General features: G+C 71.4%; 16 protein-coding genes. 8 read left to right on the top strand and 8 right to left on the bottom strand.

What is annotated here, in order from left to right; genetic code table 11:
- Positions 1-17: 17 nt before the first annotated feature.
- A complete protein-coding gene (locus tag OG417_RS09980) occupies positions 18-437 on the bottom strand; it encodes a MarR family winged helix-turn-helix transcriptional regulator (RefSeq protein WP_329253035.1) in 420 nt (139 codons plus the stop codon).
- A gap of 99 nt (positions 438-536) precedes the next feature.
- Here OG417_RS09980 and OG417_RS09975 point away from each other — a divergent pair, with 99 nt between their 5' ends.
- Positions 537-1,391, top strand: coding sequence for an SDR family oxidoreductase (locus tag OG417_RS09975; protein WP_329253032.1), 855 nt, complete (start codon positions 537-539; stop codon positions 1,389-1,391).
- Here OG417_RS09975 and OG417_RS09970 read toward each other — a convergent pair.
- The 5 genes from OG417_RS09970 to OG417_RS09950 form a co-directional block, all read right to left on the bottom strand.
- Complete coding sequence (locus tag OG417_RS09970) at positions 1,388-2,779, bottom strand: NAD-dependent malic enzyme (protein WP_329253030.1); 1,392 nt, start codon at positions 2,777-2,779, stop codon at positions 1,388-1,390. The genes OG417_RS09975 and OG417_RS09970 overlap by 4 nt on opposite strands.
- A 91-nt stretch (positions 2,780-2,870) precedes the next feature.
- A complete protein-coding gene (locus OG417_RS09965) occupies positions 2,871-3,503 on the bottom strand; it encodes a cytidylate kinase-like family protein (RefSeq protein WP_329253027.1) in 633 nt (210 codons plus the stop codon).
- 27 nt (positions 3,504-3,530) lie between these two features.
- Positions 3,531-4,448, bottom strand: coding sequence for a tetratricopeptide repeat protein (locus OG417_RS09960; protein ID WP_329253024.1), 918 nt, complete (start codon positions 4,446-4,448; stop codon positions 3,531-3,533).
- A gap of 90 nt (positions 4,449-4,538) precedes the next feature.
- Positions 4,539-6,206 (bottom strand): acyl-CoA mutase large subunit family protein, encoded by a 1,668-nt coding sequence (locus tag OG417_RS09955; protein WP_329253021.1) that lies wholly within the window; start codon positions 6,204-6,206, stop codon positions 4,539-4,541.
- Positions 6,207-6,343: 137 nt separating this feature from the next.
- Positions 6,344-6,850: a MarR family winged helix-turn-helix transcriptional regulator gene (locus tag OG417_RS09950; RefSeq protein WP_329253019.1), complete on the bottom strand. Its 507-nt coding sequence runs from the start codon at positions 6,848-6,850 to the stop codon at positions 6,344-6,346.
- Between the two features lie 276 nt (positions 6,851-7,126).
- On the opposite strand from OG417_RS09950, the gene OG417_RS09945 reads away from it, so the two are divergent.
- The 5 genes from OG417_RS09945 to OG417_RS09925 all read left to right on the top strand — a co-directional run bounded on the left by OG417_RS09945 (position 7,127) and on the right by OG417_RS09925 (position 12,452).
- Positions 7,127-7,810, top strand: a complete 684-nt coding sequence (locus OG417_RS09945) for an ATP-binding cassette domain-containing protein (protein ID WP_329253014.1) — start codon at positions 7,127-7,129, stop codon at positions 7,808-7,810.
- Positions 7,803-9,050, top strand: coding sequence for a hypothetical protein (locus OG417_RS09940; RefSeq protein ID WP_329253011.1), 1,248 nt, complete (start codon positions 7,803-7,805; stop codon positions 9,048-9,050). The genes OG417_RS09945 and OG417_RS09940 overlap by 8 nt, the downstream gene beginning before the upstream one ends.
- Before the next feature lie 85 nt (positions 9,051-9,135).
- Positions 9,136-9,909 (top strand): DUF2127 domain-containing protein, encoded by a 774-nt coding sequence (locus tag OG417_RS09935; protein ID WP_329253008.1) that lies wholly within the window; start codon positions 9,136-9,138, stop codon positions 9,907-9,909.
- A 56-nt stretch (positions 9,910-9,965) separates the two neighbouring features.
- A complete protein-coding gene (locus OG417_RS09930; protein WP_329253005.1) occupies positions 9,966-10,652 on the top strand; it encodes a DUF4230 domain-containing protein in 687 nt (228 codons plus the stop codon).
- A 72-nt stretch (positions 10,653-10,724) separates the two neighbouring features.
- Positions 10,725-12,452 (top strand): bifunctional lysylphosphatidylglycerol flippase/synthetase MprF, encoded by a 1,728-nt coding sequence (locus tag OG417_RS09925; protein ID WP_329253002.1) that lies wholly within the window; start codon positions 10,725-10,727, stop codon positions 12,450-12,452.
- 21 nt (positions 12,453-12,473) lie between these two features.
- Here the strand turns inward: OG417_RS09925 and meaB are convergent, their stop codons facing one another.
- Both meaB and OG417_RS09915 read right to left on the bottom strand, forming a co-directional pair.
- On the bottom strand, positions 12,474-13,433 hold the full coding sequence (gene meaB, locus OG417_RS09920) for a methylmalonyl Co-A mutase-associated GTPase MeaB (protein ID WP_329252999.1): 960 nt from the start codon (positions 13,431-13,433) through the stop codon (positions 12,474-12,476).
- 5 nt (positions 13,434-13,438) lie between these two features.
- A complete protein-coding gene (locus OG417_RS09915) occupies positions 13,439-14,617 on the bottom strand; it encodes an acetyl-CoA C-acetyltransferase (RefSeq protein WP_329252996.1) in 1,179 nt (392 codons plus the stop codon).
- An 84-nt stretch (positions 14,618-14,701) separates the two neighbouring features.
- Between OG417_RS09915 and mce the strand changes: the two genes are divergently transcribed.
- The gene (gene mce / locus OG417_RS09910; RefSeq protein ID WP_329252993.1) at positions 14,702-15,157 is read left to right on the top strand and encodes a methylmalonyl-CoA epimerase; all 456 of its coding nucleotides are present in this window, start codon (positions 14,702-14,704) and stop codon (positions 15,155-15,157) included.
- Between the two features lie 192 nt (positions 15,158-15,349).
- A complete protein-coding gene (locus OG417_RS09905; protein WP_329252990.1) occupies positions 15,350-16,633 on the top strand; it encodes a DivIVA domain-containing protein in 1,284 nt (427 codons plus the stop codon).
- The last annotated feature ends 4 nt before the right edge of the window (positions 16,634-16,637 follow it).

Genomic DNA, 16,637 nt, shown 5'->3' with positions numbered 1-16,637 from the left:
GACGCTCCGCGCTCCGGTCACAGCAGGTCGGTCGCCGACTTGTGGACCTTCGCCAGCGCGGTCATCAGACAGCGGCGCTCTGCCTCGGTGAGGTCGGCGGTGACCTTCTCCTCCAGGCTGCGGCGCTCGGCCTCCACCGGCTCCTGAAGCGCCCGGCCCGCGTCGGTCAGCCAGAGCCTGACCAGCCTGCTGTCGCGTTCGTCGCGGCGGCGGGTGAGCAGGCCGACGGCGCTCATCCGCGTGGCCATCTTGACGACCGTGGGTGTGGTGACGTGCAGCGCGGCGGCGATCTCGCCGGGCGTGCGGCCGTCGCGCTCCCACAGCGCGGCCAGGAGGTGATTCTGCCCCTGGTGCAGACCGTGCCGGCGCATGGCGGTCTCGGCCAGCGCCCGCAGCACCTTCGTCGTCTTGCCGTGCAGGTCGAGGAACTCGGCCATCGCCGCCTCCGTACGAGCAGATCGATTGACGGCTAATCATTTGCCGGTTAACGTTCTCGGTGGGGTCAGTCGTTAGACGGCAAATGACTAGGAGCATCGATGATACTGATCACAGGAGCCACCGGCAGAATCGGCCGTGAGCTGGTGCGAGAGCTCGACGCGGCGAAGGCCGACGTCCGCATCCTCGTCCGCGAGCCGGCCCGCGCGGCCGGCCTGCCCGCGAGCGCCGAGCGCGTGGTCGGCGACCTGGACGACCCCGCGACGCTCGCCCCCGCCCTCGACGGCGTCGACCGGCTCTTCCTGCTCACCCCGGGCATCGGCGTCGACCAGGCCGCGAACGCCATCACCGCGGCCCGCGACGCGGGCGTGCGGCACATCGTGCTGCTGTCATCCATCTGGGCCGACGGAGACCCGGTGCCCGCGATGGGCCGCTGGCACCGCGAACGCGAGCGCCTCCTGGAGGCGTCCGGCGTGCCCGCGACGATCCTGCGCCCCGGCGGCTTCGCCACCAACGCCCTCGAATGGGTGCCCTCCATCCACGAGAACGGGTACGTCGTCGACGCGATCGGCCCCGGCCGGGCCGCGGCCATCGACCCGGCCGACATCGCCGCCGTGGCCGCCGCCGTCCTCACCCAGGACGGGCACGAGGGCCGGACCTACGTCCTCACCGGCGACGAGGCTCTCACCACGGCCGAGCAGGTTCAGATCATCGCCGGCACGATCGGCCGCGACATCGAAGTCCGCGCGGCGACCACCCCGGAAGAGATCGTCCGGTCCCGCTATCCCGGCGGCGCTCCGAAGCCGCTCGCCGACGCCGTCCTCGAGGCCGCGGCGGTCATGCGCGCCGACACCACCGGAGTCCGGACCGACACCGTGGAACGCCTGCTCGGCCGCCGCCCCCGCACCTTCGCCGACTGGTGCGCGCGGAACCGAGACGCCCTGCTGCGCTCCTAACGCCCGGCGGTGGCGGCCTTCTGCACGGCCGCGGCCACCGCGTGCGCCACGTCCGCGTGGAACACGCTCGGCACGATGTAGTTCGGACCGAGCTCCTTGTCGGTGACGACCTCGGCGAGAGCGCGGGCCGCGGCGAGCAGCATGTCCTGGGTGACCGTACGGCTCTGGGCGTCGAGCAGGCCGCGGAAGACGCCCGGGAACGCCAGCACGTTGTTGATCTGGTTCGGGTAGTCGCTGCGGCCGGTGGCGACCACGGCCGCGTGCTCGCGCGCCTCCGCCGGGTCGACCTCGGGGTCGGGGTTGGCCAGGGCGAACACCACCGAGCCCTCGTTCATCGTGGCGATGTCCTCACCGGTGAGGATGCCGGGCGCCGAGACGCCGATGAACACGTCGGCGCCCCGCACCGCGCCGCGCAGGTCGCCGGAGTAGCCGTCGTGGTTGGTGTTCTCGGCGATCCAGCGCAGCGACTCGTCCAGGTCGTCGCGGCCGGTGTGCACCGCGCCGCGGTAGTCGCAGACGACGATGTTCTTGGCTCCCGCGTGCATCAGCAGCTTGAGCACGGCCGTGCCGGCGGCGCCCGCGCCCGCCATCGCCACGCGCACGTCGGCGAGGTCCTTGCCCACCACGCGCATGGCGTTCATGAGCGCGGACAGCACGACGATCGCGGTGCCGTGCTGGTCGTCGTGGAAGACCGGGATGTCGAGCAGGTCGCGCAGCCGGCGCTCCACCTCGAAGCAGCGCGGCGCGGAGATGTCCTCCAGGTTGATGCCGCCGAACGCCGGCGCGAGGATCTGCACCGTACGGACCAGCTCGTCGGTGTCCTGGGTGTCGAGGCAGATCGGCCAGGCGTCGATGCCGGCGAACCGCTTGAACAGCGCCGCCTTGCCCTCCATGACCGGGAGGGCGGCCTCCGGGCCGATGTTGCCGAGGCCGAGCACGGCCGAGCCGTCGGTGACCACGGCGACGCTGTTGCGCTTGACGGTCAGGCGCCGCACGTCGTCGGGGTTGCGGGCGATCGCCAGCGAGACCCGCGCGACACCCGGGGTGTAGGCCATCGACAGCTCGTCGCGGTTGCGCAACGGGACCTTCGACTGCATCTCGATCTTGCCGCCGAGGTGCATGAGGAACGTACGGTCGCTGACCTTGTGGATGGTGACGCCGTCGACCTGCTCCAGCGCGTCGACGATCTCCTGGGCGTGCTCGGTGTCCCGGGTGGCGCAGGTGACGTCGATGCGGAGCCGGTCGTGGCCGGCCGGGGTGAGGTCGAGGGCGGTGACGATGCCACCGGCCTGCTCCACCGCACCGGTGAGCTGGCTCACCGCTTTGCCGCCGGCCGCCACCTCGAGGCGGACGGTGATCGAGTAGGACACGCTGGGCACGGTCGCCACGTCAACTGCTCCTTTTGCCTGGTCAGGGCTTCGCCTCGCGATGATTACACGCGTCCGGCGGGGTCCGGGCCTCGGGCGTCGGCTTTGTTGTTCAGAGGATGGCGAGCGCGGCCGTCACGATGATGTCGGCACAGGCCGGCGCCGCCAGCCGCGTACTGTCGATGACCAGATCATAGAGCGCCGGGTCGGCCGGGTCGGCCCGGTAGAAGTGCTTGACGTACGCGGTCCGCGCCCGGTCGTTGTCGTCCAGGAGCCGCTCGGCCTCCCGCTCGGACACCTCCAGCGACTCCTGGACGCTCGCCAGCCGCCGCCTCCGCGGCCCGTCGAGGCGTACGTGCAGGGCGCCCGGGAAGCCGGCGAGCACGAGCTGGGAGGCGCGGCCGAGGATGACCCCGCCCCCGTGCTCGGCGATCTGTTTGATCACGTTCTCGGTGCGGACGAGGAACTCCTCCTCCGGCACGAAGCCGCGCTCCGGCAGGGTGGTGTCCATCCCGCCGAGGGTGACGTTGGGCAGCCGCGCGGCGCTGGACAGGAGGCGGCCGAGGCCGTGCTCGGTACGGTCGTCGTGGTCGAGGGCCTCTTCGAGCGAGCAGCCGATCTCCGCGGCGACGGTGTAGGGGATGGCACGGTCGACGAAGGGCGCGCCGAGACGCTCGGCGACCGCGGGGCCGATGACGCTACCCCCCGCGCCGAACGCCGCGGAGATCGTCACGACGCCGGCCATGACCGGATGATTCCCGTCCGCGCGCGGTCAGAACAGCGCCGACGCGAGCCGGCGCCGTGCCTGTCCCACGCGGGGATCGTCGGACGGCAGCACCTCGAACAGCGACAGCAGGTGCTTGCGCGCGAGGTCACGGTCGTCGCCGGAGGTGCGGCGCACGGTGCCGATCAGCCGGTCGAACGCCTCGTCCACGCGCCCCTCGACGAGCTCGAGGTCGGCGACGCGGGTCTGGGCCTCGGCGTCGTCCGGGCGGTCGGCGGCGTCCTTGCGCGCCTGCTGCGGGTCGAGGCCGGACACCCGGCGCTGCAGCTCGACCAGGGCCAGGCCGCTCTTGGCGTACGCGTCGGCGGGCTGCGACTCGAGGATCTTGCCGAACGCGCTCGCCGCCGCGTCGAGGTCACCGCGCTGCAGCGCGGCCTCGGCCTCGGCCTGGAGGGGGTCGGCGGCCGGCTCCTGGGGCGCCTGGGCGCCGCCGGCGCCGTCGGGCATCAGGCCCTGCTCGCGCAGCGCGTCGAACAGCTGGTCGAGGACCTGACGCACCTGCGGCTCGGACGCCGCGCCGTTGAGCACGGGCAGCATCTGGCCGGCGACCACCGCGGCGACGAACGGGATGCCCTGCACGCCCATGCGGCTGAGCTGCTGGGCCAGGCCCGGGTTCGCGTCGATGTCGACCTTGGCCAGCACCCAGCTCCCGGCCGCCTCGTTCGCGAGCTTCTCCAGGATCGGGCCGAGCTGCTTGCAGGGCTGGCACCAGTCGGCCCAGAAGTCGACGAGCACCGGAACCGTACGCGACCTGTCGATGACCTCGGCGTTGAACGTCGCATCGGTCACGTCGATGACGGAGGCGGAGCCACCCGCGGAGGCCGGACGCTGCTGCGCCCGCTTCGCCGCGGCCTGCCGGGCGCCCAGGTCGACGGCGCCGTGCAACGAGAAGTCCGATGACGTCATGACATCCATCCTGCCGCATACACCGGCGAATGCGTACGAGCGGCCTGCCGGTCGTCTCCCCCCGGCCGGGCGCGGGGCCCGTCCGGCGGCTCAGAAGCGGGCGGGCTCGGAGTAGCTCCCCCACTCGTCGCGCAGGGCACCGCAGATCTCGCCAAGGGTGGCCTCGGCGCGGGCGGCGTCGAGCATGGCCGGGATGAGGTTGTCCTTCGTACGGGCGACCTCGACCATCCGGGCCAGCGCGGCGTCCACGGCGGCCTGGTCCCGCTCGGACCGCCGGGCGGCGAGGAGGCGGTTCTGCTCGCGCTCGACCTCGTGGCTGACCCGCAATATCTCCAGCGGCTCCTCGATGCTCTGCGTGTGGCGGTTGACGCCGACGATGTGCTTCTCGCCCTTCTCCAGCTGCCGCTGGTAGGTGAAGGCGGCGTCGGCGATCTCGGCCATGAACCAGCCCTCCTCGATGCCGTGCAGGATGCCGCCGGTCATCGAGCCGTCCGGGCTCATGTCCTTGATGCGGGCGAAGATCTTCTCCGCGTCGGCCTCGATCCGGTCGGTGAGCGCCTCGACGTACCAGGAGCCGCCCAGCGGGTCGACGACGTTGACGACGCCGGTCTCCTCCATGATCACCTGCTGGGTGCGCAGGGCGATCTCGGCGGCCTTCTCGCTCGGCAGCGCCAGCACCTCGTCCAGGGCGTTGGTGTGCAGGGAGTTGGTGCCGCCGAGGACGGCGGCGAGCGCCTCCAGCGCGGTGCGCACGACGTTGTTGTCGGGCTGCTGCGCGGTCAGCGACACTCCGGCGGTCTGGGTGTGGAACCGCAGCCACTGGGCCTTCTCCGACGTCGCGCCGTACACGTCGCGCATCCAGCGCGCCCAGATGCGGCGTGCGGCGCGGAACTTGGCGATCTCCTCGAAGAAGTCGATGTGGGAGTCGAAGAAGAACGACAGGCCGGGGGCGAAGACGTTGACGTCGAGCCCCCGCGACAGGCCCAGCTCGACGTACCCGAAGCCGTCGGCGAGCGTGAAGGCGAGCTCCTGCGCGGCCGTGGCCCCGGCCTCGCGGATGTGGTACCCCGAGACGCTCAACGGCTTGTACGCCGGGATCTCGGCGGCGCAGTACTCCATCAGGTCGCCGATGAGGCGCAGGTGCGGCTCGGGCGCGAACAGCCACTCCTTCTGCGCGATGTACTCCTTGAAGATGTCGGTCTGCAGTGTGCCGTCCAGGCCGTGGATGTCGGCTCCCTGCCGCTCGGCCGCCACGAGGTACATGCAGAAGATCGGCACGGCCGGGCCGGAGATCGTCATGGAGGTCGTGGTCTCACCGAGCGGTATGCCGTCGAACAGCACGTCCATGTCGGCGGCCGAGTCGATCGCGACGCCGCAGTGGCCGACCTCGCCGAGGGAGCGGGCGTCGTCGGAGTCGCGGCCCATGAGGGTGGGCATGTCGAAGGCGACCGACAGCCCGCCGCCGCCGGCGGCGAGGATCATCTTGTAGCGCTCGTTGGTCTGGCGCGCGTTGCCGAAGCCGGCGAACTGCCGGATCGTCCAGGCCCGCCCGCGGTAGCCGGTGGCGTACAGGCCGCGGGTGTAGGGGAACTCCCCCGGCCAGCCGATGCGCTCGAACCTGGGGTCGGCGGCCGGCGGGCCGTAGACCGGCTCGACCTCGACGCCGGACAGGGTCGTGAAGTCGGCGTCCCGCCTGCGCGACGCGTCGAACCGCTCCTGCCAGCGCCGGCGGCCCTCCTCGATGTCCTGCATGTCCATGAGCGTTCCTCCGGGTTGCTCCTCACTCCAAGGTACTAGGACGTCCTAGTAATTTGGGCCGCGGATTCGGTGCGAGCCGGTCCGGAGGCTTGCCCGGGCCCGCGCGAGTGTGTTCGCCGGGGGCGGGTGGAGCCCGATCAGTCCTGGAAGTCGCCCGCGGTCACCCGCAGCGACCGCAGCACATCGAAGATCCTTCCCTGCTCCTCCTCGTCGTACGCGCCGAGGCCGAAGTCGGCGGCCATGAGGTCGCGAGTGGCACGCTCGACGGTGTCGCGGCCGCTCGGGGTGATCTCGGCGAGCACGCCGCGGCCGTCACGCGGATTCGGGCGGCGGAGGACGTACCCCTGTCTCTCCAGCCGGTCGATCGTGTTGGTCACGCTCGTCGGGTGCACCATCAGCCGTTCGCCGATCTTGGATAGCGGCAGGGCGCCTTTGCCGCTGAACGTCAGCAGCACCAGGGCCTCGTAGCGCGCGAAGGTCAGGTCGTACGGCTTGAGAAGGGCGTCGAGTTCGGCGATGAGGATCGCCTGGGCGCGCATGATCGACGTTACGGCGAGCATGGCGGGCGAGCGCCCCCAGCGGCGTTCCCAGAGGTCACCGGCGCGGGCGATGGGGTCGAAGGGGAGGTTGAGCGGCTTGGGCACCCGGACACGGTAGCGCCTGGGGAACGGCGGCCCCCGGCGGATCGGAGCAGACATCCGACATTTACTGAACTATGACAACAATTGTTTCCCGCATACTCCTCGAATCATTGCCGCCCACACCGGCGGACACAACAACGCTGACAGTCATCACCAAGGCAAGTTATAGTTCCGTTGTCGGTGCGTGCGGCGACGGCAAAGGGGGGCGTCGACGCGGCCGTTCATCGGGCTGATCCGCCTCAAGCCTCGAGCGCGCACCGAGATTTCGGGGGGTAGTAAATGATCGCGGATTTCTCCACGATCGTGGCACGGGACATGGGAATCCGCCGCGGGGGGCGGTGGATCCTTCGTCCCACCACGTTCGGCATCACCTCGGGGGTGGTGGGGCTCGCGGGTCCGCCCTGCTCGGGCAGGTCCGCCCTGCTGACGACGCTGGCCACGCTGCGCCGACCCAGCGTGGGCGGGCTGGAGCTGCTGGGCCACGACGTGACCGGGCCGGCCGGGCAGCGCGCCGTGCGCCCGCGCCTCGGCCTGCTGCCGCACCGGTTCGGCTGGGCGGCCGGGGTCACCGCCCGCGAGTACGTCGCCTACGCCGCCTATTTCAAAGCCACGCCGAAGGACGCGGTCGAGGCGATTTTGGAGCGATTTGAATTGACCGATGCCGCGGAATTGGAGATGGACATGCTGCCCGCCGATCTGCGGTTGCGGGCGGGCCTCGCGGCGACCTGTGTGCACCGGCCGGATCTGGTGTTCCTGGACGAACCACTCGGGTCGGTCACCGATCCGGAGCGCGACGAGCTGATCGGTCTGCTGCGCGGGCTCGCGCCGGCCGTGGTCGTGACCGCGCCCGATCCGGCGGAGCTGACGGGGTGGTGCGACCGGGTCTTCACCATCGCCCGCGCGCGCCTCATCGAGTCCTTGGAGGTCTCCCGAACGTGGTCCCGGGTGCCGGCCGGTGTCTGACCTGGGGCGGGTGCTGCGGATCGACGCCCGCCGCACCGCCCCGTTCCTGGCCGTCCCCGCCCTGGCGCTGCTCGGCGGGGTCGCGGCCTGGCATGCGCTGCTGCCCGGCGTCGCGTACTGGGACGACGCCGTCGCGGCGCTGTTCGCCTCGGTGCGCGTGCTCGGTCCGGCCTCCGCGGCCCTCGCCGCCTGGGTGGCGCTGCGCGAACACCGGCTCGGCTACCTGCGGGGGCTGAGCGCCCGGTCGCCCGCGCTCGGGCCGCTGCTGGACCTGACGCTGCTCGGCGTCGTCTCGCTGAGCGCGTACGCGGTCGTGGCCGCGATCGTCGTGGTGAAGACCCTGCTGCACGTCGAGAGCGGGCATCCCCAGGTGGTCGGGCTGCTGGCGGGCGCGCTCACGCTGCTCGACTACACCGTGATCGGCTACCTCGCGGGCCGCGCGGTCCCCCGGCTGCCGACGGTCGCCGCCGCGGCGGCCGTCACCTGCCTGTGGGGGATCGCCCGTCCGGGCACGTGGACGTACCTGCTGCCGCCCCCGGGGGTCGAGCACATCCATCCGTTCGCCGGCCTGCGCACCGAGCTGCTCGCCGGGCAGGCCCTGTGGTCGCTCGGCATCGGCGGGCTCCTGGTCAGCGGCTACCTGTGGGTGCTCACGCGGCGGGCGCGGCTCGCCCTGCCTCTCGTGGCGGCGGCGGTCCTGATCACGGTCACCACCCTGTGGATCCACGCCCAGCAGCGCGCGCCCCTCGCGCCCCGCGCGTTCGAGTACTCCTGCCGCCAGTGGCCGCTGACCGTGTGCGTGCACCCGGCGTTGCGCTCGGCACTCCCGTCGCTGGAGGCCGCCCTGACCCCCCTGGCCACACGCCTGAGCGGCACGCCGGGCGGCTTCACCCGGGTCGAACACCGGCCCGACAACGACTTCCCGCGCCCCGGGCACGGCGTGGTCTACATCCACCTCAAGGACCTGTCCCCCGGGTACGAACACCGCGCGGAGCAGGAGATCCAGATCAGCCTCCTCGACGCCCGCACCTGCGCCAACCCCGCGCACGCCGCCGGCGTGCGCTACACCGCGCTGGTGTCGGCCTGGCTGCTCGACGAGACCCCGCCCCGCATGCCCGACACGGCGGCCGCCCGCGCCTTCGGCCGCTGGGCCGAGTCGCGCCGCCGGCACTGGCTGCGCCTGCACTACGCGCGCTACCGCTCCTGCACGCTGCGCGGCCTCGACTTCCGCGTCCTCTGAGCCGGCGGCCGAACGCACGCCTCCGGATACGGCCGGTGATCTCAAGACCCCACGCTCGTCCGTGATGTTGACTATCGTCTGCGGCGTGGACTGGAGTTTGCTGACCTGCGCCCGCAAGGGCCACATCACGTACGCGCCGGACGAGACCGCCCTGCGCGACCGGCTGCACGTCGAGACGCCGGCCGGCGAGGCGTGGCGGTGCCTGCGCTGCGGCACATACGTCCACGGGGAGCCGCACGGCAAGGGTCCGGCCGACCGGGCGCCGCTCGTCATGCGCGGGCGTGAGCTGCGCGACGCGCTCGTCATGCGGTTCTTCGCGCTGGAGCGGGTGATCCGCGGCCTGGTGATCGCCGCGGCGGCGTACGGCGTGTGGCGGTTCTCCGCCCACCGCGGATCCATCGAGAAGGTCTTCGAGAAGGAGATCCCGCTTCTCAAGCCCATCGCCCGTCAGGTCGGGTGGGACCTGGACAACTCCCACGTCGTGGAGAGCATCCGCCACGTCTTCGTGCTCAAGTCCAGCACGCTGACCTGGTTCGCCCTCGGCCTGCTCGCCTACGGCCTCATCGAGCTGATCGAGGCGGTCGGCCTGTGGCTGCTCCAGCGCTGGGGCGAATACTTCGCCGTCGTCGCCACCGCCTGCGGGCTGCCGCTGGAGATCTACGAGCTGACCGAACGGATCACCGCCGTCCGCGCCGGCGCGCTGGTGATCAACGCCGGCCTCGTCGTGTACCTGCTGGTGTCCAAGCGACTGTTCGGAATCCGCGGTGGCAAGGAGGCGTACGAGGCCCGGCGGCGTGGTGAGTCGCTGATCGAGGTCGAACAGGCCGCCGTCACGTCACATGCGGAGCCGACTGGGTGACTTTCGCGTCTATCTGGGGAATAGCCGGGTTGAGCTGACCCCAGAGGTGATGCGAAATGGCGCACTCGGACACCACCGAGGACACCCAGATATCCGAGCGTCCCCGCAGGCCGGTCCTGCGTGCGGTCGCCGTCGTCGTCGTACTCGTCGCGCTGGTCTACGCGGGCCTGCAGGCGGCGCACAAGCTGCCGCACTGGCTCAATCCGTTCGGCGAGACGACCAAGGACCGCAGCGCGCCCGTCGTGCTGAACTCCATCCAGAACCTTTCCCGTTACGAGGCCGCGAGCGGTAACTTCCAGGTCGTCGTCGACCTGGAGAAAGACGCGAAGTTCCTGCCCAGCGCGCTGCGCGGAAAGCGCACGCTCTTCGTCGGGAACGGCACCGTCGACGCCTATGTCGACTTCTCCCACGTCGGCAACGGCGCCCTCACCGTCGACAAGGCGCGCGAGACGGTGACCGTCCGCATGCCCCACGCCCAGTTGGAGAAGACCAACCTCGACCCCAAGCACAGCTACGTCTTCGCCACCCAGCGCGGCCTGTTCGACCGTTTCGGCGACTTCTTCGGCTCCAACCCCAACCAGCAGCAGCAGCTTTACGTCCTGGCGGCACAGAAGATCCAGGACGCGGCGAACTCCAGCGGACTCGCGCAGCGTGCCGACGCGAACACGAAGCTGATGCTCACGAACATGTTGAAGGCTTTGGGCTTCAAAACCGTTACGGTGACTTTTGCCACAGCCTCCTGAATGAGGGCGAAGGATTGCCGGGGGAATACCTCCTCATGAGGCGTGGTTGGTGACGAGTCGGGGTGATTCGCTGTGTCCATCGCAGCAGAAGCGGCAACGCTCGCGCATGACCCGGTGCGCCGGCCGACCTGGCCATTCGCCGTACCCGTCGCGGCCGCCGCGGTCGCAGTGGGTCTCCCCGCGCTCGTCCCCTCCTTCTCCCCGCGGCCCGCGGAGCTTCTCGTGGGCGACCCGTTCCCCGGCGGGCAGGAGCTGCTCCTCGCGCTGATCCTGCTGGCCGCCGCCCGCGGTCTGCTGCTCCGCCGCCGCGTGGCGTACTACGTCGTCCTCGCGCTCACCATCCTGTCCATGCTCGACGCGGTCAACGTGCGCGACTTCGGCCGGCTGCTCATCCTCGGCGTGGCGGCGGCGGGCTTCGTCCGCTACCGCGGCGAGTTCGACACCACGCCGAGCCGGTTCCGCGCCGCGGTGCGCGCCGGCCTGGTCACGTACGGGGTGGCCGTCGCGTACGGGCTGGTCATCCTGATCGTCCAGCGGCACCACATCTCGCCGGGCCCCTCCGCGAGCGAGGCCGGGCGCGAGATCCTCGCCGGGCTGAGCGCCTCCGGTTCCGGGCCGCTGCACTTCGACGGCTCGGCCGACCACTGGTTCCTGGCCAGCCTCGGCGTTCTGGGCGGCGGCGGCCTGCTCGCGATGTTCCTCACGCTGCTCTCGCCCGCGCCCGCGCCGCCGCCCGGCACCGACGAGGAGCGCGCCGAGGCGGCGCGCCTGGTCGACGCCGACGGCTCCGACACCCTGGCGCCGTTCCTGCTGCGCGGCGACAAGTCCTACGTCTTCAGCCCCGACCGCCGCGCGGTGATCGGCTACCGCGTCCTGTTCGGCGTCGCCGCCGCGGGCGCCGACCCGGTGGGCGACCCGCACTCCTACCCTGACGCCGTGGCCGAGTTCGTCGCGCTGGCCCGCCGGTCCGGCTGGCGGATGGCCGTGCTCGGCGCCCGCGAGGACCTGCTGGACCTGTGGACCCCGTACGGCATGCGCGCGATCGGCATCGGCGACGAGGTGCTGCTCACGCCCGACGAGTTCGGGCTGAGCGGCCGGAGCATGCGCAACGTGCGCCAGGCGGTGCGCCGTACGCACAACGCCGGCGTGACCACCGAGGTGCTGCCCGAGGGCGCGCTGGCCGAGGACGACCGCGAACGACTGCGGGCACTCGCCACCGACGCGCTCGGCGGCGTGGAGGAGCGCGGCTTCTCGATGAACATGGACGCGCTGCTCACCGGGCGGCACGCCTTCCCGGTGCTCGTGGTGGCCCGCGACGCCGACGGCACGCCGGTGGGCTTCCAGCGCTACCTGCCGAGCGCGTCGGCCCGCCGCCTGTCGCTCGACGTGATGCGCCGCGCGCCGGGCTCGCCGAACGGCCTCAACGAACGCATGATCGCCGACATCATGGAGTACGCCGCCGAGCACGGCGTGGAAGAGGTGTCGCTCAACTTCGCCGCGTTCCGCGAGCTGTTCGAGACCGAGGACCGCGGCGCGCTGGAGCAGGGCACGTACCACGTGATCCACCTGCTCGACCGGTTCGTGAAGGTCGAGTCGCTGTACCTGTTCAACCGCAAGTTCAAGCCTCGCTACGTCGGGCGCACGGTGGTGTTCCCCTCGTGGGCGAGCCTGCTGCCGATCGCGGTCGCGCTGCTCACGCTGGAGTTCGGGCACTCGCGCACGGCAGCCGAGGGCGGCCGGCGGCACGCCGAGACCGCGCCCGACGACTCCTACGCACTGCCGATCACCACGGGCTGGTGACGGCCCTCCCCCGACGGCCGCTCAGCCGGACTCGGTGAGGCCTTCGACCAACTCGTCGGCGGCGGCGTACGGGTCGCAGGAGCCGTCCAGCACCTTCTCGGCCAGTACGTCGAGGCGCTGGTGGCCGTGCAGGTCGCCCATGCGCTCGCGGAGCGCGGTGACGGCGATCGCCTCGATCTCGTCGCGGGCGCGGGCGTGGCGCCGCCGGCCCAGCTCACCGGACTCCTCCATCCACGCGAGGTGGTCGTCCAGCTTGCGTACGACGTCGGCGACGCCCTCGTCCTTGACCGCCACCGTCGGCACGATCGGCGGCTTCCAGCCCTCCGGCGCGGCCAGCGCGATCATGTTGCGCAGGTCGCGTACGGTCTGCTGCGCACCGTCGCGGTCGGCCTTGTTGACCACGAAGACGTCCGCGATCTCCAGGATGCCGGCCTTGGCCGCCTGGATGGAGTCGCCCATTCCGGGCGAGACCAGCACGATGGTCGAGTCGGCGAGCGAGGCGATCTCCACCTCCGCCTGGCCGACGCCGACCGTCTCGACCAGCACCACGTCGCAGCCGGCCGCGTCGAGCACCCGGATCGCCTGGGGCGCCGCCCACGCCAGCCCGCCGAGATGGCCACGGCTGGCCATCGAACGGATGAAGACGCCCGCGTCGGAGGCGTGGTCCTGCATGCGCACGCGGTCGCCGAGCAGCGCGCCCCCGGTGAACGGCGAGGACGGGTCGACGGCGAGCACGCCGACCCGCAGGTCCTGGCGGCGGAACGCGCGTACCAGCGCGTTGGTCGAGGTCGACTTGCCGACCCCCGGTGAACCGGTCAGGCCGATGACGCGTGCCCGGCCCGCGAGCGGGTTGAGCGCCGCCATGACCTCGCGGAGCTGCGGCGAGGCGTTCTCGATCAGGGTGATGAGCCGCGCGACCGCGCGAGGCTCGCCCTTACGCGCCCGCGCGACCAGATCGTCGACGTCGGCCGTACGCGCCACCGGGGTCAGACCTTCAGGATGAGAGCGTCACCCTGGCCGCCGCCGCCGCACAGCCCGGCCGCGCCCACGCCGCCGCCGCGACGGCGCAGCTCGTGCGCCAGGTGCAGCACGATGCGGGCGCCGGACATGCCGATCGGGTGGCCGAGCGCGATCGCGCCGCCGTTGACGTTGACCTTGGTCTCGTCCACGCCGAGGTCGCGCATCGACTGGACGCCGACCGAGGCGAACGCCTCGTTGATCTCGATGAGGTCCAGGTCGCCGACGTCGAGGCCCTCCTTGCCGAGCGCGTGCTTGATCGCGTTGCTCGGCTGGGACTGCAGGGAGTTGTCCGGGCCCGCGACGTTGCCGTGCGCGCCGATCTCGGCGAGCCAGGTGAGGCCGAGCTCCTCGGCCTTGGCCTTGGACATGACGACGACCGCGCACGCGCCGTCGGAGATCTGCGAGGAGGACCCGGCGGTGATCGTGCCGTCCTTGCTGAAGGCGGGCCGCAGCCGTCCGAGCGACTCGGCGGTCGTGTCGGCGCGCACTCCCTCGTCCTGCTTGAAGACGATCGGCTCGCCCTTGCGCTGCGGGATCTCGACGGGGACGATCTCGTCGTCGAACAGGCCGTTCTTGGCCGCCGCGGCGGCGCGCTGGTGCGAGCGGGCGGAGAACTCGTCCTGCTCCTCGCGGGTGATGCCCAGCTTGGCGTTGTAGCCCTCGGTCGACTCGCCCATCGAGACGCCGTCGAAGGGGTCGGTCAGCCCGTCGTGCGCGGTCGCGTCGAGCACCTCGATCGAGCCGTACTTGTAGCCGTGCCGCGCCTTGGGGAGCAGGTGCGGCGCGTTGGTCATCGACTCCATGCCGCCCGCCACGACGACGTCGAACTCGCCCGCCCGGATGAGCTGGTCGGCGAGGGCGATCGCGTCGAGGCCCGACAGGCAGACCTTGTTGATCGTCAGCGACGGGACATTCATCGGAATTCCGGCCTTGACCGCGGCCTGACGGGAAGGGATCTGGCCGGCTCCGGCCTGGAGCACGTGTCCCATGATCACGTACTCGACCTGGTCGCCGGTGACGCCCGCGCGTTCGAGCGCCGCCTTGATCGCGAGCGCGCCGAGATCGACGGCGGCGAAGCCCTTCAGTGAGCCGAGCAGACGGCCGATGGGCGTACGTGCCCCGGCGACGATGACGGATCCGGCCATGAACGAGACCTCCAGCACCCGATCGGTACGACGTTTGCCAACATACCCACCCGGGGACAGTGCACTTCCTGGGAGGCCAACGCCATGTTCACCGGACTCACGCGCATCGATCACGTCGGGATCGCCTGTCACGACCTCGAGGAGAAGATCGCTTTCTACGAGTCGACGTTCGGCCTGGTCGTGGCCTCGCGCGAGGTCAACGAGGCGCAGGGGGTGAAGGAGGCGATGCTGCACGTCGCCGACGGCCCGTCCGGCTCCTCCTACGTCCAGCTGCTGGAGCCGCTGGGCCCGGACACGCCGGTGGGCAGGTTCCTCGCCAAGCGGGGCGAGGGCGTGCACCATGTCGGCTACGGTGTGGACGACGTCGCGGCCGCGCTCGAGGCGATCGGGGCGAAGCACGTGCGCCTGCTCGATGAGCGTCCCCGCCACGGGTCGATGGGAGCCTCCATCGCGTTCCTGCATCCGAAGGATGTCGGAGGGGTGCTGACCGAGCTGGTCCAGGCAGCGGAAGATCCCCGTAAGGGTCGACACAACGCCTGACTTCTCGTAACAACCAAGACATTTCACCCAGGGCGTCAAGTTGAGCCCCCAACACGGCAGTGTCCGGAGTACGCTGCTGTCGCCGGAAGTGGTCCAGCGCGTGCAATACCCCGTAACACGCAGTATTCGCGCGGCCATGATCCGACATCTCCACCCACCGGTAGCCGTCTCGTCACAGCAGGATTGAGCCTCATGCAGTCCGACATCGACGCCCAGCTCAGTAACTTCTTCGAAGACACGCCCCCACGCGAGTTCGACGTGGTGCTTCGCGGCTACGACCGGCACCAGGTCGAAGAGCACATCAAGCAGCTTGACAACGAGGTCCGCCAGAGCCGCGAGCAGGCCCAGGCGATGCAGCGCGAGCTGTCCGACGCGCATCGCCAGCTGCAGGAGCAGGAGCGGCCCACCTACTCCGGGCTCGGCGCGCGCATCGAGCAACTACTCCGCCTCGCCGAGGAGCAGGCCACCGAGCTCGTGCAGGCGGCACGGTCCGAGGCCAACGAGATCAAGGCCGCGGCCAAGGTCGACGCGGCCGAGCTCCGCGCCACCGCCGAGAACGAGGCCGCCGAGCTCCGCGCCACCGCCCAGCGCGAGGGCGAGGACATGCGCAACATGGCCGAGCGCGAGGCCGAGGAGGTGCGCACGTCCGCCCGCCGCGGGGCCGACGAGCTGACCTCCACGACCGAGCGTGAGGTGGCCAAGCTGCGCGCCACCGCCGACCACGAGGTCGCCGAGAAGCGCGCCGCCGCCGAGCGCGAGATCGCCAAGCTCCGCACCACGACCGAGCGCGAGGTCGCCCAGCTGCGGGCGTCCACCAAGCGCGAGCGCGACGAGATCCTCACCACGGCCAAGCGCCAGGCCGATGAGATGCGGGCCCAGGCCCAGCGCATCCTCGAGGAGAGCGAGGCCCAGCGCGCCCAGGCCGAGGGCGAGTTCGAGATCCAGCTCGCGGCCCGCCGCGAGGAGGCCGAGCGCCAGGACGCCGAGCGTCACGCCGCCGCGCAGAGCGCGACGCAGAAGCTCGTCGCCGAGGCCGAGCAGCGCGCCGCCTCCGCCGAGCAGCGCGCCACCAAGGCGACCCAGCAGGCCGAGCAGACCCGCCGCGAGGCCGACAACCACGCCAAGCAGCTCGTCGCGAACGCCCGCAAGAACTCCGACTCGGTCATCGCCGAGGCGAAGGCCCAGGCCGAACAGCTCCTGTCGGACACCAAGGCCGAGGCCGAGAAGATGCGCAGCACCGCGCAGCGCCAGGTCGACGAGCTCACCCGCCAGCGCGACAGCATCACCAGCCACCTCAACCAGCTGCGCCAGCTCATCGGCGGCGTCGCCACCCCGGGTGGCGACGAGGCCATCTCCGCGCCGCCGGAGAAGCCCGCGATCGCCGCTGCCGAGCCCAAGCCGGCCCCGGCGCCGAAGGCGCAGCAGTCGTCCCAGCCGCGCAAGAAGGACGACGAGGACGACTGGTGGCAGGAGTGACCAG

Origin of the sequence: Actinoallomurus sp. NBC_01490 (assembly GCF_036227085.1) — a bacterium.
In the GTDB taxonomy this organism is placed as follows: domain Bacteria; phylum Actinomycetota; class Actinomycetes; order Streptosporangiales; family Streptosporangiaceae; genus Actinoallomurus; species Actinoallomurus oryzae.
This window is presented reverse-complemented; position numbering and strand designations above follow the sequence as displayed.